15 protein-coding genes and 1 riboswitch are annotated in these 18,751 nt (G+C 74.2%); of the genes, 7 read left to right on the forward strand and 8 right to left on the reverse strand.

All coding sequences use genetic code 11. The annotated features are described in order from the left end of the window. Positions 1–127 precede the first annotated feature (127 nt). On the reverse strand, positions 128–1,495 hold the full coding sequence (locus tag ACFY15_RS09455; RefSeq protein ID WP_390687192.1) for a cation:dicarboxylate symporter family transporter: 1,368 nt from the start codon (positions 1,493–1,495) through the stop codon (positions 128–130). 156 nt (positions 1,496–1,651) lie between these two features. On the opposite strand from ACFY15_RS09455, the gene ACFY15_RS09460 reads away from it, so the two are divergent. Both ACFY15_RS09460 and ACFY15_RS09465 read left to right on the forward strand, forming a co-directional pair. Next, positions 1,652–3,238: an ATP-binding protein gene (locus ACFY15_RS09460; protein ID WP_390687321.1), complete on the forward strand. Its 1,587-nt coding sequence runs from the start codon at positions 1,652–1,654 to the stop codon at positions 3,236–3,238. Further along, complete coding sequence (locus ACFY15_RS09465; RefSeq protein ID WP_390825281.1) at positions 3,235–3,936, forward strand: response regulator; 702 nt, start codon at positions 3,235–3,237, stop codon at positions 3,934–3,936. The genes ACFY15_RS09460 and ACFY15_RS09465 overlap by 4 nt, the downstream gene beginning before the upstream one ends. Here ACFY15_RS09465 and ACFY15_RS09470 read toward each other — a convergent pair. Together ACFY15_RS09470 and ACFY15_RS09475 are read right to left on the reverse strand one after the other, a co-directional pair. Next, positions 3,891–4,739 (reverse strand): tyrosinase family protein, encoded by an 849-nt coding sequence (locus tag ACFY15_RS09470; protein WP_390687194.1) that lies wholly within the window; start codon positions 4,737–4,739, stop codon positions 3,891–3,893. The genes ACFY15_RS09465 and ACFY15_RS09470 overlap by 46 nt on opposite strands. After that, on the reverse strand, positions 4,739–5,131 hold the full coding sequence (locus ACFY15_RS09475) for a tyrosinase family oxidase copper chaperone (protein ID WP_390825282.1): 393 nt from the start codon (positions 5,129–5,131) through the stop codon (positions 4,739–4,741). Before ACFY15_RS09475 ends, ACFY15_RS09470 begins: the two co-directional genes overlap by 1 nt. Before the next feature lie 298 nt (positions 5,132–5,429). Here ACFY15_RS09475 and ACFY15_RS09480 point away from each other — a divergent pair, with 298 nt between their 5' ends. Continuing rightward, on the forward strand, positions 5,430–6,821 hold the full coding sequence (locus ACFY15_RS09480; protein ID WP_390687195.1) for a glutamate decarboxylase: 1,392 nt from the start codon (positions 5,430–5,432) through the stop codon (positions 6,819–6,821). A 12-nt stretch (positions 6,822–6,833) separates the two neighbouring features. On the opposite strand, the gene ACFY15_RS09485 is transcribed toward ACFY15_RS09480, so the two are convergent. Beyond that, positions 6,834–9,272: a Helicase associated domain protein gene (locus ACFY15_RS09485; protein ID WP_390687196.1), complete on the reverse strand. Its 2,439-nt coding sequence runs from the start codon at positions 9,270–9,272 to the stop codon at positions 6,834–6,836. 95 nt (positions 9,273–9,367) lie between these two features. Continuing rightward, the gene (locus ACFY15_RS09490; protein ID WP_390825283.1) at positions 9,368–11,026 is read right to left on the reverse strand and encodes a sigma-70 family RNA polymerase sigma factor; all 1,659 of its coding nucleotides are present in this window, start codon (positions 11,024–11,026) and stop codon (positions 9,368–9,370) included. A gap of 277 nt (positions 11,027–11,303) precedes the next feature. Between ACFY15_RS09490 and ACFY15_RS09495 the strand changes: the two genes are divergently transcribed. Continuing rightward, positions 11,304–12,140 (forward strand): bifunctional 4-hydroxy-2-oxoglutarate aldolase/2-dehydro-3-deoxy-phosphogluconate aldolase, encoded by an 837-nt coding sequence (locus ACFY15_RS09495; protein ID WP_390687198.1) that lies wholly within the window; start codon positions 11,304–11,306, stop codon positions 12,138–12,140. A gap of 2 nt (positions 12,141–12,142) precedes the next feature. Next, entirely contained in the window at positions 12,143–13,207 is a 1,065-nt protein-coding gene (locus ACFY15_RS09500) for a PfkB family carbohydrate kinase (protein WP_390687199.1), read from the forward strand. Here the strand turns inward: ACFY15_RS09500 and ACFY15_RS09505 are convergent. Continuing rightward, complete coding sequence (locus tag ACFY15_RS09505; protein ID WP_390825284.1) at positions 13,116–14,381, reverse strand: serpin family protein; 1,266 nt, start codon at positions 14,379–14,381, stop codon at positions 13,116–13,118. The two genes, ACFY15_RS09500 and ACFY15_RS09505, sit on opposite strands and share 92 nt — an antisense overlap. Positions 14,382–14,515: 134 nt before the next feature. On the opposite strand from ACFY15_RS09505, the gene ACFY15_RS09510 reads away from it, so the two are divergent. Further along, the gene (locus tag ACFY15_RS09510) at positions 14,516–15,598 is read left to right on the forward strand and encodes a dihydrodipicolinate reductase (protein WP_390687201.1); all 1,083 of its coding nucleotides are present in this window, start codon (positions 14,516–14,518) and stop codon (positions 15,596–15,598) included. Then, a complete protein-coding gene (locus tag ACFY15_RS09515) occupies positions 15,595–16,074 on the forward strand; it encodes a carboxymuconolactone decarboxylase family protein (RefSeq protein ID WP_390687202.1) in 480 nt (159 codons plus the stop codon). Before ACFY15_RS09510 ends, ACFY15_RS09515 begins: the two co-directional genes overlap by 4 nt. A 61-nt stretch (positions 16,075–16,135) precedes the next feature. Here ACFY15_RS09515 and ACFY15_RS09520 read toward each other — a convergent pair whose 3' ends face one another. Both ACFY15_RS09520 and ACFY15_RS09525 read right to left on the reverse strand, forming a co-directional pair. Continuing rightward, a complete protein-coding gene (locus tag ACFY15_RS09520; RefSeq protein WP_390687203.1) occupies positions 16,136–17,791 on the reverse strand; it encodes a GMC oxidoreductase in 1,656 nt (551 codons plus the stop codon). A gap of 149 nt (positions 17,792–17,940) precedes the next feature. Beyond that, positions 17,941–18,489, reverse strand: a complete 549-nt coding sequence (locus ACFY15_RS09525; protein ID WP_390825285.1) for a hypothetical protein — start codon at positions 18,487–18,489, stop codon at positions 17,941–17,943. Between the two features lie 101 nt (positions 18,490–18,590). After that, positions 18,591–18,729, forward strand: a riboswitch (cobalamin riboswitch). Positions 18,730–18,751 lie beyond the last annotated feature (22 nt).

Raw genomic sequence — 18,751 nt, forward strand, 5'->3', positions numbered from 1 at the left:
GTTGCGCGTACGGTGTCCGGATCCGGCCCGGCGCAGCGAGGAGGGGGCGGCGCCGGGCCGGAACGCCGGCCGGGCTGGGCACCGTGGGGGAGAGCCCTGCCCGGCCGGTTTCCGGGGGGTGCGCCGGCTACACCGGCACACCGTCCTTGGGGCCCGCCGAGGGGCCGGGGAGGGAGGCCGGGGGGTCGGCCGGGGCCGGGGCGTGGCCGTCGTCCACGAGCACGGACTCGTCGAAGGGCAGCCGCCCCGCGAGGACTTCGGCGGCCCGCTCGCGGTCGAACTCCTTGGTCCACGTCCCGATGAGGACCGTCGCGACCGCGTTGCCCGCGAAGTTCGTCAGCGCCCGCGCCTCGCTCATGAAGCGGTCGATGCCGACGATCAGGCCGACGCCGTCGACCAGTTCGGGCCGGTGCGACTGGAGTCCGCCGGCCAGGGTGGCCAGACCGGCGCCGGTGACCCCGGCCGCGCCCTTCGAGGCCACCATCATGAAGAGCAGCAGGGAGACCTGTTCGCCCAGGGCCAGGGGCTTGCCCATGGCCTCCGCGACGAAGAGCGAGGACATCGTCAGGTAGATGGCCGTGCCGTCCAGGTTGAAGGAGTAGCCCGTGGGCACGGTGATCCCCGTGACCGGCCGGGACACGCCCAGGTGTTCCATCTTCGCGATCAGCCGCGGCAGCGCCGACTCCGAGGAGGAGGTCGACAGGATCAGCAGGAACTCCCGTCCCAGGTAGCGCAGCAGCGCGAAGATGCTGACGCCCGTGCACAGCCGCAGCAGGGCGCCCAGCACCACGACGACGAAGAGCAGGCAGGTGACGTAGAAGCCGACCATGATGACGGCCAGGGACTTCAGGGCGTCGATCCCGGTCGCCCCGACCACCGCCGCGATCGCCCCGAACGCGCCCACCGGCGCCGCCCACATGATCATCCCCAGGACGCGGAACACCAGCTTCTGCACGTGTCCGATGCCGCGCAGCACCGGCTCTCCCGCCGGGCCCATCGCCTGGAGCGCGAACCCGCACAGCAGCGCCACCAGCAGCGTCTGGAGCACCTGGCCGCCGGTGAAGGCCGACACCAGGGTGGTCGGGATGATCCCCAGCAGGAACTCCGGGGTGCTCTGCGCCCCGCCCGCCTTGGCCTGCGCCTCGCCCGCGTGGCGCGCCGCCTCCGTCAGGTGCAGGCCGCTGCCGGGCTCCAGCAGGTTTCCGACGACGAGCCCGATGGCCAGGGCGACTGTGGACATCACCATGAAGTAGCCGAGGGCCAGGCCGCCGACGGCGCCCACCTTGGCGGCCTTGCGGACCGAGCCGATCCCCAGCACGATCGTGCAGAAGATCACCGGCGAGATCATCATCTTGATCAGGTTGACGAAGCCGGCGCCCAGCGGCTTCAGCCCGACGGCGGTACCGGGCGCGGCGAAGCCGACGACGATGCCGAGCAGCACCGCGGCGATCACCGCGATGTAGAGGTAGTGCGTTCTGTCGCGTCTGGCGGCCACGTTCGCCTCCTGGTGGTGAATGCTTTCCGGGAGACCATCGCCCAGCCTGTGACCCCGGTCACCCTTGCGTTCATTGAGTTCACGGGCCGGTGCACACTGAGCGCCATGTTCCGCTTCCCCCGGCCGCCCCGGAGCCTCGCCGGCCAGCTCTTCGCCATGCAGGTGCTGCTGGTCGCCCTCGTCGTCGCCGGCTGTGCGGTCTTCGCGTATGCGACCGCCCGCGGGCAGGCCGAGGACGCCGCCCGGCGCCAGGCGGGGGCGGTGGCCCGGGCCGTCGCGGACTCACCGTCCGTACGCGAGGCGGTACGGGAGGCCGCGCACGCCGGGGCGGACCCCTCGGCCGCGCTCCAGCCGTACGCGGAGCGGGTCCGGGCGGACGCGGACGTGGACTTCGTGACGATCATGGCCCCCGACGGGCGGCGCTGGACCCACCCCGACCCGCACCGCATCGGCGAACGCTTCCTCGGCAACACCGCACGGGCGCTGCGCGGCGAGACCTTCAGCGAGACCTACACCGGCACCCTGGGGCCCTCCATCCGCGTGGTCACCCCGCTCACCGACGAGGGCGGCCGGGTCGCCGGACTCGTCAGCGCGGGGATCACGGTCCGCGCCGTCAGCGCCCGGCTCGCCCGGCAGCTGACCGCCCTGGCCTGGGTGGCGGCCGCGGCGCTGGCCCTGGGCGGCGCGGGCACGTACGTGGTCAACGCCCGGCTGCGCCGCCACACCCACGGGATGGACGCCGCCGGACTGAGCCGGATGTACGACTACCACCAGGCGGCCCTGCACGGGGTCCGGGAAGGGCTGCTGATGCTCGACGGCCACCGCAGGATCACCCTGATCAACGACGCGGGGCGCGAACTCCTGGGCCTGTCCGGGGAGGTCACCGGGACCGGCGTCGACGCCCTCGGGCTGCCGCCCCCGCTCACCGGGGCCCTGCTCGCGGACCGGCCCCGCGTCGACGAGGTGCACCTCACCGCCGAGCGGGTGCTGGTGGTCAACAGCGCGCCGGTGGCGGGCGGCGGCCGCCGCGGAACCGTGGTCACGCTGCGGGACCACACCGAACTCCAGGTCCTCACCGGGGAGCTGGACCACGAGCGCGGCTTCACCCAGGCCCTGCGCTCCCAGGCCCACGAGGCGGCCAACCGGCTGCACACCGTGGTCTCCCTCATCGAACTGGGACGCAGCGAGGAGGCGGTGGACTTCGCGACCGCCGAACTGGAGCTGGCCCAGGCCCTGACCGACGAGGTGGTCACCGCCGTGGGCGAGCCCGTGCTGGTCGCGCTGCTGCTCGGCAAGGCCGCGCAGGCCCACGAGCGCGGCATCGAGCTGCACGTCACCCCGGACAGCGGAGCCATCGACGCCGGGCCGGGGCTGCCGCCGGCCCGGGACCTGGTCACCGTCCTCGGCAACCTCGTCGACAACGCCCTCGACGCCCTCACCGGCGTACCGGGCGGGCGGATCGCCGTCACCGTCCGCCGGGACGCCGGCGGGCTGCTGCTGCGGGTCGCGGACAACGGCCCCGGGCTCCCCGAGGGGGTGGACGTCTTCCGGCGGGGCTGGTCCGGCAAGGGGGAGGGGCGGGGCCTGGGCCTGGCCCTGGTCCGCCAGGCGGCCCACCGGCACGGCGGCTCGGTGGAGGCAGGCGGCGCCCCCGGGGGCGGCGCGGCGTTCACGGCGCGGCTGCCGCTGTCCCCGGCGGTCTGCGGCCCCGCCGGCCGGCCCAACGGGGGCGGTGCCGCATGAGCGCCCCCGTGCGGGTCCTCGTCGTCGAGGACGACCCCGTCGCCGCCGACGCGCACGCCCTCTACGTCGGCCGGGTGCCCGGGTTCACCGCGGTGGCGGCCGTCCACACCCTCGCGGAGGCCACCCGGGTGCTGGAGCGCACCCGGGTCGACCTGCTGTTGCTCGACCTGACCCTGCCCGACGGCAGCGGGCTGCGCTTCGCGCGCGGGCTGCGGGCCGCCGGACATCCGGCCGACGTGATCGCGGTGACCTCGGCGCGGGACCTGGCCGTGGTCCGCGAGAGCGTCTCCCTGGGCGTCGTGCAGTACGTACTGAAGCCCTTCGCCTTCCCCACCCTGCGCGACCGGCTGCTGCGCTACGCCGAGTTCCGCGCGTCGGCCGGCGAGGCCGTCGGCCAGGACGACGTCGACCGGGCGCTCGCCGCCCTGCGCGCGCCGGCCTCGGCCCAGCTCCCCAAAGGGCTCAGCGCCCCGACCCTGGACCGGGTCGCGGCGCTGCTGCGGGCGGCGCCCGAGGGGCTGACCGCGGCGGGGGCGGCCGGGGCGGCCGGGATCTCGCGGATCACCGCCCGCCGGTACCTGGAGCACCTGGTGGACACCGGCCGCGCGGACCGCTCCCCCCGGTACGGCCAGGTCGGCCGCCCCGAGCTGCACTACCGCTGGCTGGCGGCGGAGGCGGGCTCGGTGTCGAAGGTGTAGAACTTCCGGTGGTCGAGCATGTCGGCCGGGGTCACGTCGTTCCAGGGGCGCATGGTGTCGCGCAGGTCGACGACGTTCGGGGTGCCGGCGGCCGGCAGGTACGGCGAGTTCGGGTTCTTCGCCTGCCAGTCGGCCCACAGCTTGTCCACGAAGGCGTGGTGCATCCAGAACACGGGGTCGTTGGGGGAGACCCCGGTGGCCATCTGGCCGCCCACCCACACGTGCACCCGGTTGTGCAGGTTGGCCCCGCGCCAGCCCTCCAGGTTGTTGCGGAAGCCGTTCGAGGAGCTGTTCCACGGCGCCATGTCGTACACCGGCATCGTGAGCACCGCGTCCACCTCGGCGCGCGTCGGCAGCTGTGCCACGCCCTCGCCGAGCGCGCGGCGCAGGTAGGAGCGGCCGTCGACACGCACCGCGATGTCCCACTTGCCCGTCGCGTACGCGAACGGTCCGTCCATCACCTGGCCGTCGCGCGCTCGGCCGGTGCCGCCGAGGAAGTCGGCGGCCCAGAGCGAGGAGCGGGCGGTGCGGTCGGCGGTCCAGTCCCAGTAGGGGATCGAAACGCTCTTGTCCACCGCCTGAAGAGCCGCCTCGAAGTCGAGGAGAAAGCGGCGGTGCCAGGGGAGGAAGGAGGGGGAGCGGTGGCCGACGCGGTCGCCCGAGTCCGTGTCGCCCATGATGAACCCGTTGTGGGTCGTGACGAAGTGGTCGTAGCGGCCGGTGCGCTTCAGTTCGAGCAGCGCGTTGGTGAAGGCGCGCTTCTCCTCCGCGGTCAGCGCGGCCTGGTTCTTGCGGATGGTCATCACATGCCGCCCATCTGCATCGGGGCCAGCTGGGAGCCCTGGAGCTCGCGCACGGCGGCGCGGGCCAGCGAGGTCGGGTCCGCGAAGGTCTCGTAGTGGTTGACCATGCTGATCCAGGTGCCGTCGGCGTTCTGCATGACGTGCAGTTCGCGGCCGTCTATCCGGACGGTGGGCGTGCCGGCGCCACCGTGGTGGCCGCCGTGGTGCCCGCCGCCGGAGGCGGGGGATATCTGGATGCGGCGGCCCATGTACACCTCGTCGACGGTGCCGGCCGGGGTGGCGGCGGCACGGGAGTCGGTGGCGGCGGCGTGCGCGGTGGCGCCTGCGATGCCGAGGACGGTGAGTGCGCCGGCGGTGGTGCCCAGGGCCTGCCGGCGGGTGATCTTGTTCATGGCCGAAGAACTATCAGTGGCCGGAGAGCAGTTGACCTGAATCAGGACATCGGCGGATAAGTTCTATGGAGAACTAATTAAATGATCTTCCCGTCCGGGCCGGCTCCGGTGGCCCGGACGGGAAGATCTGCGGCACACATCCTACCCGACAGTAATTTTTTCGGTCCGATGGTACGCATGTGGACGGTGTCACTCTCCGGAGTCGGCCGGAAGCGGTGCCGGAATCCGCCATTCCCGATCAGTCCTCAAGGGTCCCTGAAGTCCGATTTAGCACTATCTATCCCTTATAGTCCGGAACATGGCTCTTCATCAGACGAAGGACACGCGTGCCGAGGACGCCGACACGGACGTCTTCACGTCCGCCCTGAGCGGCCAGATCCTCCCCAAGAACCGGATCCCCGACGACCACTCGCCCTCCGAGGTGGTCTACTCGCTCCTCCACAACGAGCTCCTCCTCGACGGCAACGCAGCCCAGAACCTGGCCACCTTCTGCACCACCTGGTCGGACGACGGCGTGCACCGGCTGATGAACGAGTGCCTCGACAAGAACATGATCGACAAGGACGAGTACCCGCAGACCGCCGAGATCGAGGCCCGCTGCGTCAACATCCTGGCCGACCTCTGGAACGCCCCGCCCGGCGCGGCCGGCACCGGCTGCTCCACCACCGGCTCCAGCGAGGCCGCCATGCTCGGCGGACTCGCGCTCAAATGGCGCTGGCGGGCGCGCCGCGAGGCCGAGGGGAAGCCCGCAGACCGCCCCAACCTGGTCTGCGGACCGGTCCAGATCTGCTGGGAGAAGTTCGCCCGGTACTTCGACGTCGAACTCCGCCAGGTCCCCCTGGAACCCGGAGCAACCGGCCTGCGCCCCCACCAGCTCGCCGACCACGTGGACGAGAACACCATCGGGGTCGTCGCCATCCTCGGCGTCACCTACACCTGCGACTACGAACCGGTCGCCGAGATCGCCGCCGCCCTCGACGCGATCCAGGAGGAGCACGGCTGGGACATCCCCGTCCACGTCGACGCCGCCAGCGGCGGCTTCGTCGCGCCCTTCCTCCACGAGGACGTGGTCTGGGACTTCCGGCTGCCGCGCGTCGCCTCGATCAACACCTCCGGCCACAAGTACGGGCTCGCCCCCCTGGGCGTCGGCTGGATCGTCTGGCGCACCGCCGACCTGCTGCCCGCGGACCTCGTCTTCGACGTGGACTACCTGGGCGGCGACATGCCCACCTTCGCCCTCAACTTCTCCCGCCCTGGCGGCGAGGTCATCGCCCAGTACTACCTCTTCCTGCGCCTGGGCCGGGCCGGCTACCGCCGCGTCCAGCAGGTCTGCGCCGACACCGCCCAGTACCTGGCCCGGCAGATCACCGACATGGGCCTGTTCACCCTGCTCTACGACGGCCAGGGCGCGCTGCCCGCCGTCTCCTACACCCTCGCCGACCCGGAGGGAGCCGGGTTCAGCCTCTACGACATCTCCGACCGGCTGCGGATGCGCGGCTGGCAGGTGCCCACGTACCCGCTCCCGGCGGACCAGCAGGACACCGTCATCCAGCGCGTCCTGATCCGGCACGGCGTGACCCGCGACCAGATCGCCCTGCTCGTCGCCGACCTGCGCGCGGCCGTGGAGCACCTGCGCGCCGCTCCGCCGCCGGCCCCGGCCACCGCACCCCGGTCCGGCTTCCACCACTGACCGGCCGCTCCCTCAGCCCGCAGCCGACCAGCGCATCCCCAGGGCCGTCAGCGCGGCCGCCCGTTCCGGGGCGAGCTTCGCCGCCCGGGAGCGCTGGTTGGCGATCCACGAACCGAGCCGCACCTCCTGCCCCCCGACCCGCTCCACATGCGTGCGCGGCACCCGCAGGTGCCCCTCGCGGGAGTGGAACCGCCGGGCCGCCTCCAGGTGCCCGGCCCAGGCGTCGGCATGGCTGCGCCGCGGCGCGGGCCGCTCGCCCTCGCCGGCCGGGGCCAGCCCCAGCGCGTGCTCCAGCAGCCACCGCTGCGTCCAGGCGAGCCGCTCCCAGCCCAGCCGCTGGGCCCGTACCCACACACCCAGGTCCTCGCCCTGGACCACCACCAGGCCCGGGCCGGGGGGGATCGCGCCGCCCGCGTCCAGATGGGCCCGGGTCAGCCGGAAGGCCCGCTGCCATCCGATGTCCCAGGCCGGGCACCAGGCCGGGTCGATCTGCTCCAGGGCCTCCCGGCGCTCCGCCGGCAGGGCGCCCGGCCCCTCCCGGCGGGCGGCGGCCCGGTTGTTCTTCATCCACACCCCGACCGGAAACCCGTGCCAGGTGGCGTCCACCGGCGGCAGCAGGTGCCCGTGCTCGGCCGCCCAGGCGCGGGCCGCGGCGAGCCCCTCCTCGAAGGCCACGTCGAAATGGCTCCACACCATCCCGAGCTCGTCCAGCTCCCGCGTCCGCTCCCGGCCCAGCGCGCCCCTCCGGTACGTGCGCCGCGCGTCCGCGATCCACTGGCCGAGCGGGAACCCCGCCAGGGCCGTCGGCCACTCCTCGTCCCCCTCCGGCACCCTGTACGCGAACGGCACCTTCAGGTCCCCGGCCCTCGCCGCGTAGATCCGGGCCGCCTCCGCCCCGCGCCGCCACCGCGTGTGCTCCGGGTTGAGTACCCGCAACCGGATGAAGGCCGCCAGCAGCGCCGGGTCGCGGGGCGTGGAGAAGCTCAGCAGGGCCCGCGCGCCCGCACCGGGCCCCGTCGCCTCGCCCGTCGCCCGGGCCTTCGGCGCCGCACTCGGCGCCTGCGGCTGCGCCAGGTCCTCCACCAACCGGGCGTCGTGCGCCCGCAGCGCCTCCAGGAGCCGCGCGAGGTCCCCGTACGCCCGCGAGGTCAGCATCGAGTCCGGCGACTCGCCGGGACCCAGCAGCACGGGCACCACCAGCGAGGCCACCTTCCCCTCGCCCGGCCGGATCCGCAGCGCCCGGCCCACCGCCTGCACCAGGTCCGGCATGGAACCGCGGACGTCGGCCCAGAAGACGGAGTCGCACTCCTTGGTGTCCACGCCCTCGCCCAGCACCCGGACACTGCCGAGGAAGGCCTTGTCGGCGACCTGGTCCGCGGCGAACGCGTCCAGCACCCGCCGCCGGTGGGACGCCGTGTGCTGCCCGCACAGCCAGTCGGCCCACACCGTGCGCGGGTACGCCGGCTGCGGGCTCCGGCTCGCCGTCCGCAGCCGGGCCGCGACCGCCGGCAGTCCGGCGGCGAACGCCTCGGCCTCCCTGGTCAGGTGATGGAACACCAGCGTCCGCCGGAAGCCCTGGTCCGCCGCGGCCGTCACCAGCGCCGCCTGGAGCGCCGCGATCCGCATCCCGCGCACCCGGTCCGAGCGCCCGTCGGCCCCGAGCAGCACCGCCGACTGGAACCCGGGGTCGCTGACGTCCACGCACACCACCCGGTAGGGGGCGCAGATGCCCCGGTCGATGGCCTCGGACAGGGACAGGGTGTGGCAGCGCGAGCCGAACGGCCCGTCCGGGGCGTCCTCCATCGACGCGACCAGCTCGCCCCGTCCCCGCGGCTCCCGGCCGCCGGCCCGCTCCTCTTCCTCCTCGACGTCCTCGCCGTCGCGCCACACCCGGGGCGTGGCCGTCATGTACAGCCGCCGGACGGAGGGGAGCCGCGCGTTGTCGTGCACCACCGCCCAGGGCTTGCCGATGCGGCCCGAGGTGCGGTGCGCCTCGTCGACCACCACCAGGTCCCAGGACGGAAGCCCCGCCAGATGGGCCTGTTCGATGGTGCCCAGGCCCAGGGAGGCGTATGTCGCGAACACCGTCACCCGCTCCACCGGCCGGGCGCCCCAGCGGGCCAGGATCCGCGGATCGGTGGTGGTCGGCACCCCCACGTCCTCGCCGCGCAGCGAGCACACCGCCAGCGCCCGCCCGGTGCGGCCGCCCTCCCGCCAGGCGGCCACGGTCTGCACGAGCAGGTCCAGGGAGGGCACCAGGACGAGCACCCGGCCGGCCCGCAGCTCCTCGGAGGAGCGCACGGCGACCAGGGACTTCCCCGACCCGGTGGCCATGATGACCTGGGTCCGCAGCCCCCGCTCCGGCACCCGGCCGTCGGCGGGCAGCTGGAGCGCGCGCACGACTGCGTCGACGGCCTCGCGCTGATGGGGCCGCAGCTCCTTCCTCGGCATGCACCTCACTCCGCCCGCTCTGGTCTGCTCTTTGGACTCCAGCTCCTATCTTGCCCGGATTCTGAGTCAATGAGGAGGACGCGGGGCGGTACCCGCTACATGCGGGCGCCGAAGTTCTGCGTCCACCAGGGGCCGCCGGCGCCCGGGTGCATGCCCACGCCGATGTCCTTGAAGGAGCAGTTGAGGATGTTCGCCCGGTGGCCCGGGCTCTTCATCCAGGAGTCCATCACGGACTGGGCGGTCTGCTGCCCCATGGCGATGTTCTCGCCGTACGTCGACCAGCGGTACCCGGCGGCCGTTATCCGCGCGCCCGGGTCCGCCCCGTCGGGGTTGGTGTGCGAGAAGAAGTCCCGACGCGCCATGTCGTCGGAGTGGCCCTGCGCGGCCCGGTCCAGCTGCGCGTCCTCCTTGAGCGGGCCGCAGCCGGCCGCCGCCCGCTCGGAGTTGACGAGGGCGACCACCTGCCCGACCACTCCCGCGGGGGCGGGGGCCGGAGCGGGCGGGGCCGGCTTCGGCGGGTTGCTCCTGGTCGGCTCGGGCTTCGGGTCCGCGGCCTTGGAGCTGCTCGTGGACGGCGACGGCGAGGCCGAGGCGGAGGCCGAGGGAGAGGGCGAACCGGAGGGCGAGGCCGAGGGAGAGCCGGAGGGCTGCGGCGAGGCCGTGTCCGGTGCGGACAGCGCGGACAGCGGGGAGGCGGGGGTGGCGCCGCCCGCCTCGGCGCCCTGGTGGCCGGGCGTCGTGGTCAGGTAGACCAGGCCGCCGCCGGCCACGCAGGCGGCGATCACGGCCCCGCCGATCACCCGGCGTCGGTTCTGGCGCCGCTTGCGCTCCGCCCCGCGGCCGCCGGACGCGTCGCCAGGGCCCGTCTCAGCGCCCTTGCGGCGGGCCGCCCGGCCGGAGTCGGACACCACCGGGCTCAGCTGCGTCGCCGCCTCGGCGAAGGCCACCGGGGCGGCGTTCGCCGTCACGGCGGCCCGTACGCCCGCCATCAGCCCCGCCGCGACGGGGACCAGCGCCAGCCCGGCCAGCAGCCCCTCCGCCGGCATCAGCCCGTTCCACAGCCCGGAGCAGCGCAGGCACTCCCGGGCGTGCCGGGCTATGCGCTTGCGCCACAGCGGCGAGGGCCGGCCGTCCCAGGTGCCCGTCATCGAACGGATCTGCTCGCACGGCGGCTGCGCCTCCAGGGCGCGCTCCACCACCCGCGCCGACTCCAGCTGCGCCTTCATCCGCTGCACCCGCACCGCCGTGTGCTGCGGGGTCAGCTCCAGCGCCGAGGCCACGTCGGCCCGGGTCAGCTCGCCGGCGCACTCCAGCCACCACAGGGACAGCAGCGCCCGGTCGTCGTGCTCCAGCCAGCGCGTGGCGCGGGCCGTCTCCCGGCGCTGACCCGACAGCTGGAGCCGGACGACCGTCAGGTCGGCGAAGTCGGCGCCGGGGTCGGCCACGTCCTGGGCCGCCTCCAGGCCGCTCGCACCCGGAACGTCGCTGCGGTCCTGCCAGTGGGCCCGTATCCGGTTCATGGTGATCGCCACCAGCCACGACCGGAAGCTCTCGTCCGCACGCAGGCCGCCCAGCCCGTCGAGCGCCCGCAGCATGGTGTCCTGCACCACGTCGTCCACGTCGCAGGAGCCGTTCAGGGCCCGGCCGACGATGTTGTAGACGAGCGGCAGGTGGGTACCGACCAGCTCGTCCTGCGCGCGGGGGTCGCCCGCGCGGGCCGCTGCCACCAGCTCTGCCGTGTGCTGTGTACTCATGTGAACTTCCCTGTCCGTACCGGCGGTCGATGATGTCCGACACCTGGGAGACCGTCGAAGGGGACCCCGATAACACTTATCCGGAAGAAGTTTTTTATCCGCAGGAGGATCTCCGGCGCCACCCGGGGGCGCCGGCGCGGGTTCCGGGCGGGCGCCGTACGGGATCCGGCGGCCCTCGTGCGGCCCCGTTCCGGCCTCCGGATGTGTAAGGTCCGGACCAATAAGTGCCCGTCCACGATGCCGAGTTCTCCGCACGGGGAACGTCCGGGAGGGTCCCGTGGGTTCTGTGTCCTGCCGTCCGTACGACGCGATAGCCGCCCAGCGCCTGCTCCCCGTGCTGCGCAGCGCGGACGCCGACGGGGCCGTCCGCACCACGGGGACCCTGCTCGCCGCCGGCTGCCGCGTCGTGGAGCTCACCACCTCCACCCCCGGCTGGGCCGCGGCCGTGGCCCGTACGGCCGGGATCCCCGACGCGCTGGGCCGCCCGGCGCTGATCGGCGTCGGCACCGTCACCACCGCGGCCCACGCCGAGGAGGCCCTTGAAGCGGGGGCCTGCTTCCTGGTGTCCCCGTACCCGGCCCCCGAGGCCCGCGAGGTCGCCGCGCGGCGCGGGGCCCCGTTCCTGGAGGGGGGCTTCACCCCCGGCGAGATCGCGGCCGCCGTCCGGCGCTCGGGCGCGGCGAAGGTCTTCCCGGCCCACGTGGGCGGCCCGGCGTTCCTCCGCTCCCTGCGGGCCGTCCTCCCCGGCGCCCTGCTGATCCCGACCGGCGGCATCGCGCCCGGCGAGGTCCGCGCATGGCTCGCCTCGGGCGCGACCGCCGTCGGCGTCGGCGGCGGCCTCCCGACGGACCCGGCCGAACTGGCGGCCCTGTTCGCGGCCCTGGCGGCCCCGGAGCCGGCCGGGCCGGGCGGGGGTCTGCCCGGGCCCGGTGTGGGACCGGCCGCACCGGGCGCGGCCCCGCCCGTGCACGCTCCGGGCTCCGCACCGCCGTGGGAGCGGCCGGCCGGGCCTCGGGCCGCCACGGGCGCGTCCGACGGCCGGCGGCCCTCCGCGCCGGACTCCGGGAGCGCCACGCCGCCGCGGGGGCGGGCCGTGCCGCGCGGGGAGCGCTGACCATGGCCGCTTCCCGGACCGCCGGGCCCTACGACGTCCTCGTGCTCGGCGAGGTGCTCGTCGAGATCCATGCCGGCACCCCGCTGCGCACGGCCGCCGACGGGACCGCCGCGCGGATCTCCTACTCCGGCGACGCCCTCAACGCCGCGGCCGCCGCCGCCGCGGCCGGAGCGCGGACCGCCCTGCTCGCGGTCGTCGGCGAGGACGAGCTGAGCGTCCCGCTGCTGCGCCGCGCCGCCGAGCTGGGAGTCGACGTCTCCCACGTCCGCCGCGCCCCGCACCCCAACGGCGCCTACCTGCTCAGCGCGGACACCGAGGGGGAGCGCGAGTTCGTCTACTGGCGCACCCGCAGCGCCGGATCCACCCTCTCCCCGGCCCACGTCGAGGACTGGAGCGGGCTGCTGGCCGGCGCCGGGGCCCTGATCACCGGCGGGATCGCCGGCGCGCTCTCCCCGGCCAGCCGCGAGGCGGTGCTCGCCGCCGCCCGGACCGTCCACGGGGCCGGCGGGCACGTCTCGTACGACGCCAACTTCCGCCCCCGGCTGACCGGGCGCGACGAGGCCCGGACCCTGCTGGCCGCGATGGCCCCGCTGACCGGGCTGCTCAAGACCTCCTGCCCGGCCGACGCCCTCGCCCTGGTCGGCACCTCCGACCCCCGCACGGCGGCCGCCCGCTACCGGGCCCTGGGCGCCCGGGCCGTCGCCGTCACCGCCGGGGCCGGCCCGCTGCTCCTGGACCAGGGGACCCGCGCGGCCCACCACCCCGTCCCGGCCGACCCGGACCCCGTCGACGCGACCGGGGCCGGGGACTGCTTCACCGGGACCGTCACCGCCCGGCTCGCCCTCGGGGACCCGCTCCCGGAGGCGGTGGCCCACGCAGTGGCCGCGGCCTCGCTGTCGGTGTCGGGCCGCGGGGGCACCGGCCGCGTCCCCGCCTTCGCGGAGACGGCGGCCCTGGCCGCCACGCTGGCGCCGCCTACTCCTCTTCCTCCCAGTCCTCCGCCTCCTCCCGCAGCTTCTCCTCCAGGGTCTTCTCCGGCGGCTCCTCGTACGCGAGCGGATCGCTGACCCAGCCCGCCGCCAGGACCAGCCGCGAGGTGCGGTGCACGGCAAGGAAGCCGAAGGGGCGGTCGAAGGCCACCTCGGCCCGGCGGGTGCGGTAGCGGATCCGCGGCGGCACTCCGCAGCCCACCGCCGCGGCGACGGCCGTCACGGCGGCGGCCTCGAAGCCCTCGGCGTGGAAGCGCGCCACCGCCGACTGCCGGGCCGAACCGACGGCCAGGGGCTGGGAGCTGACCCCGGGGAAGTGCCCGCGGCCGGTGTCGCGGGACTCTTCCAGGCCGAACAGGCGGGCCCGCTCCAGGAGGTCGTGTTCGCCCCGGACCTCGAAGACGGGCGCCCTGGCGGTGAGCCGGGGCTCGGGCGCCGGGGCGAGCACGGTGGCGATGTCCAGGCCGGGGCCGGGCCGGCCCTCCGGGAGCAGGCTCGCGGGCACGGCCGGCCGGGCGCGGGTGACGGACTCGATCCCGGTCCCGAGCACCTCGCCGGGCCAGGCGTCCGGTTCGCCCAGCACGAGGTGGACGTCCACCCCGGTGTCCCCGACGACCTCCAGCAGGGTCACCGCCCCGGCCGGCCCCTCCGCCACCCGGGCCCGGTCCAGCAGGGCCGTGTTGCGGTGCAGCATCCTCAGGGGCCGCCCGGCCCACGGGCCCGCGGACGCCTCGCCGTGCCACTCCGTGAACGGCTGGATCCACCTCGTGCTCAGGGTGAGGGCAGAAGCCAGCACCAGCCGTGTTCCGTTGGGGCCGTCCGTCAGCGTGACCGGCATGCGCTCGACGAGACCGTGCGTCTGCCGGGCGGCCCACGCGTCCAGCGCCTTGTGGTCGGCTTCCGCGCTGCCGCTCAGGACGCCGTGGCTCCCCGGTGCGAGCCGTTCCCGCCAGGCCGCCTCCAGCGGGAGGTCCGCCCGGGTCCACAGGCCCGTCGCCGCCCGCAACCCCCGGACGCCGCCCAGCGCGGCCAGCAGTTCCCGGGCGGCCCCCGCCGCGCGCTCGGCCGGCAGGCCCAGGGCCTCCGCCAGTTCCGCCCGGGCCGGGCCCGCCGCGCCATCCGCGAGCGGGGCGAGCAGCGGCCAGACCCCGGCCGCCGTGAAGACCGTACCGGTGGCCTCGCCGCCCGCCTCCGCCGCCCAGCGCGCCGTCAGCCGGTTGACCGCCCGTACCGTCGAGTTCCTCATGTTCATGCCCGGGGAGCGTACGGGGCGGGGCACACCCGTGCCGAATCCTTTCTCCACGCCCGGAGTCCGGGCCCGCCCGGTCCCGAAAAACTTCCTTCGCGCCCCTGGGTTCCTCCGCGCCCCGTCGCTACCCTCCGCGCATGATTCCCACGGTGGTCTGGGGCACGGGCAACGTAGGCCGCGCGGCGATCCGCGCCGTCGAGGCCCACCCGGCGCTCGCACTCACGGCAGTGATCGTCCACAACCCCGCCAAGGTCGGCCGCGACGCGGGCGAACTCGCCGGGCTCGACCGCCGGCTGGGCGTGCCGGCGACCGACGACATCGGGGAGGTGCTCGCCGCCCGCCCCGCCGCCGTCGTCTACGCGGCGTCCGGCGACGTCCGCCCCGACGACGCCCTCGCCGACATCACCCGGGCCGTCAGGGCCGGCGCGGCCGTCGTCAGCCCCGCCCTCTACCCGCTCTACGACCACCGCAGCGCCCCGCCGGAGTTCCGTGACCCCGTCCTCGTGGCGATAGCGGAGGGCGGCGGCTCGCTCTTCGCCTCCGGCGTCGACCCGGGCTGGGGCAACGACGTGCTCCCGCTCCTGCTCAGCGGGCTGGGGACCTACGTGGACGCGATCCGCTGCCAGGAGATCTTCGACTACTCCACCTACGACCAGCCGGACTCCGTCCGCCATCTGGTCGGCATGGGCCACCCCATGGAGTACGAGCCGATGATGCTGATGCCCTCGGTCCCGACCATGGTGTGGGGCGGGCAGGTCCGGATGATGGCGCGCGCCCTCGGCGTCGAACTCGACGAGATCCGAGAGACCTCCGACCGGCGTGCCCTCGACGCCACCGTCACCACCCCTTCCATGGGCGTGTTCGAGGCCGGAACCCAGGGCGCCATCCGCTTCGAGGTCCAGGGCATCGTCGGGGGCGAACCCCGCATCGTCATCGAACACGTCACCCGCATCCACGCCTCCTGCGCCCCCGACTGGCCCACGCCGCCCGACGGCGGGGCCGGCGCCCACCGGGTCGTCATCGAGGGCCGGCCGCGCATCGAGGTCACCGTCGAGGCCACCGACGAGGGCGGGAACCGCTCCGCGGGCGGCAACGCCACTGCCGTCGGGCGGCTGGTCGGCGCCATCGACTGGCTGGTGGAGGCGGAACCCGGGCTCTACGACGCCCTCGACGTCCCGCTGCGCCCCGCAGTCGGCAAACTCGGAAGGAAACGGCCATGAGGATCGACGTCCCCGACGGACAGCACCCCATCGAGTACGTGTGGGGCGACCTGGTCCCCGGCATCGGCATGGCGGCGGCCAATTTCTCCCTGTCGGTCTACGCCCACACCACCCTGGGCCTGCGCGAGTTCGAGGCGGCGCGGCTGCGCATCGCGCAGATCAACGGATGCGTCTTCTGCCTCGACTGGCGCACCGACCGGGACGGGGAGAAGGTCGAGGAGGGGTTCGCCGACGCGGTGACCGAGTGGCGCACCACCGACGCCTTCGACGACCGCACCCGGCTGGCCGCCGAGTACGCCGAGCGCTACGCCCTGGACCACCACAACCTCGACGAGGAGTTCTGGGAGCGGATGACCGCGCACTTCAGCCAGGTGGAGATCGTGGAGCTGAGCATGAGCATCGGCTCCTGGCTGGCCTTCGGCCGGCTCAACCACGTCCTGGGCCTCGACAGCGCCTGTGTGCTGCCGGGGAGCTGAACGGAGCCGGGGCCGGCCGGGGCGCGTGGTGCGTCCGGCCGGCCCCGGTGGCCGTCCGCCGTCACAGGTCCGTGGCGATGATCTTCTCTATGTTCCGCTCCGCGAGGGCCGTGATCGTCACGAACGGGTTGACGCTGGTGTTGCCGGGGATCAGCGCCCCGTCGATGACGTACAGGCCCGGGTGGCCGTGCAGGCGGCCGTAGTTGTCGGTGGCCTTGCCCAGCACTGCCCCGCCCAGGGGGTGGTACGTGAGGTGGTCGCCCCAGACCTTGTTGGTGCCGAAGAGGTCGGTGCGGTAGATCGTCCCCTCCTTCGCGTTGATCTTGTCGAAGATGGTCTTCGCCATGTCGATCGACGGCTGCTTCCAGGCGGTCTGCCAGTTCAGCTCGACCTTGCCCGTCGCCGCGTTCCAGGAGAACTGCGCGCGGCTGGGGTTCTTGGTGATGGAGAGGTAGAAGGAGGCGTACGTCTCGATGCCGGTCGGCAGCGGGGCCACCTCGGCGAAGGCGCCGCCCGCGTCCCAGTTGTCGATGCCCCCGCAGGGGATGGCCGCCTGCACCTTCCCGGTCGGGTCCCACATGTGGTTCGCCCGGCCGCACATGACGTTGCCGTTGTCGCCCCAGCCCTTGCCGATCTCGTCGTTGAGGAGCGGCAGGGCGCCGGTCGCCTTCAGCCGGACCAGCAGCTTGCTGGTGCCGACGCTGCCGGCCGCGAAGAACACCCGGTCGGCGGTGACGGTCTTGACGGCGACGACGTCGCCGGTGGTGTTCAGCTCCTCCACGGCGACCGTGTAGCCGCCACCGTCCGAGGGGGAGACGGTGGTGACCCGGTGCAGGGGGGAGATGGCCACCCGGCCGGTCGCCCGGGCCGCAGCGAGGTAGGTCTGCTGGAGGGACTTTTTCCCGGCGTTGTTGCCGTAGAGGATCTCGCCGTCCACGGCCGACTTGGGGACGGTCCCGGCCACCTCCTGCTTCATGTAGTCCCAGTCGTAGACGTCGGGTACGAAGACGAAGGGGAAGCCCGAGCGCTGGGCGTGCTTGCGGCCGACGCGGGCGAACTGGTAGCAGTCCACCGTCTCGAACCAGTCCGGGTCGACGAGGCCCACGCCGAGCCCGGCGTTGGCGCGGGGGTAGTAGGTGCCGTACATCTCGTCGGCGTCGACCGTGGGCAGGATGGCGGCGAAGTTCTGCCGCTTGGGCGTCACGGCCATGCCGCCGTTGACGAGCGAGCCGCCGCCCACGCCGCGGCCCTGGTAGACGATGATCCCGCCCATCTCCTCGGCGTCGAGGATGCCCGTGTACTTCGGGACGTCCTTGTCGATGGGGAAGCCGAGGAAGTTGCTCAGGGGGGCCTTCGTGCGGGTGCGCAGCCAGAAGGAGCGGTAGTCGGGCCTGGTGGTGTTGGCGAAGATCCTGCCGTCCGTGCCCGGGGTGTCCCAGGCCATGCCCATCTCGAGCATGTGCACGTCGACACCGGCCTGGGCCAGCCGGAGCGCGGCGACGGAGCCGCCGTAGCCGGTGCCGATGACGAGGGCCGGGACACGGGTCCCGGAGACGAGGGGGGCGTTCACGACGGTGGATCCGGTGGCGGGATCGGCACGGGCGGCGGTGGTGTTCACCGCGAGGGCCATGGCACCGAGAAGAGAACCAGTTCCAGCGATGAATCCGCGTCGCGAAACGCCTTTGGACACCTTGCTGTTCAGGCCTTTGTCACTCATGAGTGGTTCCTCACTCTCGACGGAGTGGGAACAAGTTCTACTGTCGTGCGCCTGCTAAGTCACTAGACACGTCAGGATAATTTCCGGCCTGTTCGGGTGGCGCCGGCTCCGGCTCCGGCTCCGGTTCCGGTTCCGGTTCGGGCAGTGGCTCAGGGCAGGCTCCACTGGGCCACGTCGTCGCCGAGCCCGGCGTCCAGGGCGAACTGCACCGCCGCCAGGTCCGCCTCCTGCGGCACCCGGAAGACGACGTAGCCGGAGGCCGACCGGCCCGGGTCGAGGGTGACCGTGTCGGGCAGGGCCGGGCCGGCGTCCGTCTCACCGCTCAGGCCGGTGAAGCGCTCCCCGTCGGTGCCGAGCAGGTGCGCGGCCGGAGCGGGCGAGTCCTCGTACGGCACCGTCCCCGTGTTCTCCAGGCGCAGCCCGACGGCGACCAGCCGGTCGGCCCCGGGGGCGGGCGCCGGACCCGCGGGGTCGACGACCCGGGTGAGGGTGACGTCGAGGTGCTTCCCGGGGCGGTCCCCGTCGAGGGGGACGGTCTCGCCGGAACCGTCGGGGCCGGCGCCGAGCAGCAGGGCCGCGACGAGGGAGGCCGGCAGGAGACGGGCGGTCCGGCCCGCGCGGCCGGCCCGGCTCCGGCATCCACCGTGACAGCTGTGACGTTCATGCCCGCTGTGGCCGCCGTGAATGCCGTGACGCATGGCGCACCTCCTCCGCGCCTCCCCTCCCGGCCCACGATCCTCCGTACGGGCGGCTCCCGCCACCGGCGGCGTCCGATACCCTTCGGGCGGGATTCGCGGCATCTGGCAGACTTGGCCGGGTTGTCCGGGCGGTGCAGGACAGGAAACCGGTGCGAATCCGGTACGGTCCCGCCACTGTGACCGGCGACCCCGCCCGCGGGGTCCCGGGAGTCAGACACTGACGCGCCGCCTCTTCACTTCGACCGGGGACGAGGATCCCCCG

It is taken from the genome of Streptomyces sp. NPDC001373 (assembly GCF_042895815.1).
Classification (GTDB): Bacteria; Actinomycetota; Actinomycetes; order Streptomycetales; family Streptomycetaceae; genus Streptomyces.

What these genes read in the sequence shown, in the direction of transcription:
- ACFY15_RS09460 (WP_390687321.1), top strand. Translation starts at nt 1,652, where the DNA reads ATGCAGGTGCTGCTGGTCGCCCTCGTCGTCGCCGGCTGTGCGGTCTTC.
- ACFY15_RS09465 (WP_390825281.1), top strand. Translation starts at nt 3,235, where the DNA reads ATGAGCGCCCCCGTGCGGGTCCTCGTCGTCGAGGACGACCCCGTCGCC.
- ACFY15_RS09470 (WP_390687194.1), bottom strand. Translation starts at nt 4,739, where the DNA reads ATGACCATCCGCAAGAACCAGGCCGCGCTGACCGCGGAGGAGAAGCGC.
- ACFY15_RS09475 (WP_390825282.1), bottom strand. Translation starts at nt 5,131, where the DNA reads ATGAACAAGATCACCCGCCGGCAGGCCCTGGGCACCACCGCCGGCGCA.
- ACFY15_RS09480 (WP_390687195.1), top strand. Translation starts at nt 5,430, where the DNA reads ATGGCTCTTCATCAGACGAAGGACACGCGTGCCGAGGACGCCGACACG.
- ACFY15_RS09485 (WP_390687196.1), bottom strand. Translation starts at nt 9,272, where the DNA reads ATGCCGAGGAAGGAGCTGCGGCCCCATCAGCGCGAGGCCGTCGACGCA.
- ACFY15_RS09490 (WP_390825283.1), bottom strand. Translation starts at nt 11,026, where the DNA reads ATGAGTACACAGCACACGGCAGAGCTGGTGGCAGCGGCCCGCGCGGGC.
- ACFY15_RS09500 (WP_390687199.1), top strand. Translation starts at nt 12,143, where the DNA reads ATGGCCGCTTCCCGGACCGCCGGGCCCTACGACGTCCTCGTGCTCGGC.
- ACFY15_RS09505 (WP_390825284.1), bottom strand. Translation starts at nt 14,381, where the DNA reads ATGAACATGAGGAACTCGACGGTACGGGCGGTCAACCGGCTGACGGCG.
- ACFY15_RS09510 (WP_390687201.1), top strand. Translation starts at nt 14,516, where the DNA reads ATGATTCCCACGGTGGTCTGGGGCACGGGCAACGTAGGCCGCGCGGCG.
- ACFY15_RS09515 (WP_390687202.1), top strand. Translation starts at nt 15,595, where the DNA reads ATGAGGATCGACGTCCCCGACGGACAGCACCCCATCGAGTACGTGTGG.
- ACFY15_RS09520 (WP_390687203.1), bottom strand. Translation starts at nt 17,791, where the DNA reads ATGAGTGACAAAGGCCTGAACAGCAAGGTGTCCAAAGGCGTTTCGCGA.
- ACFY15_RS09525 (WP_390825285.1), bottom strand. Translation starts at nt 18,489, where the DNA reads ATGCGTCACGGCATTCACGGCGGCCACAGCGGGCATGAACGTCACAGC.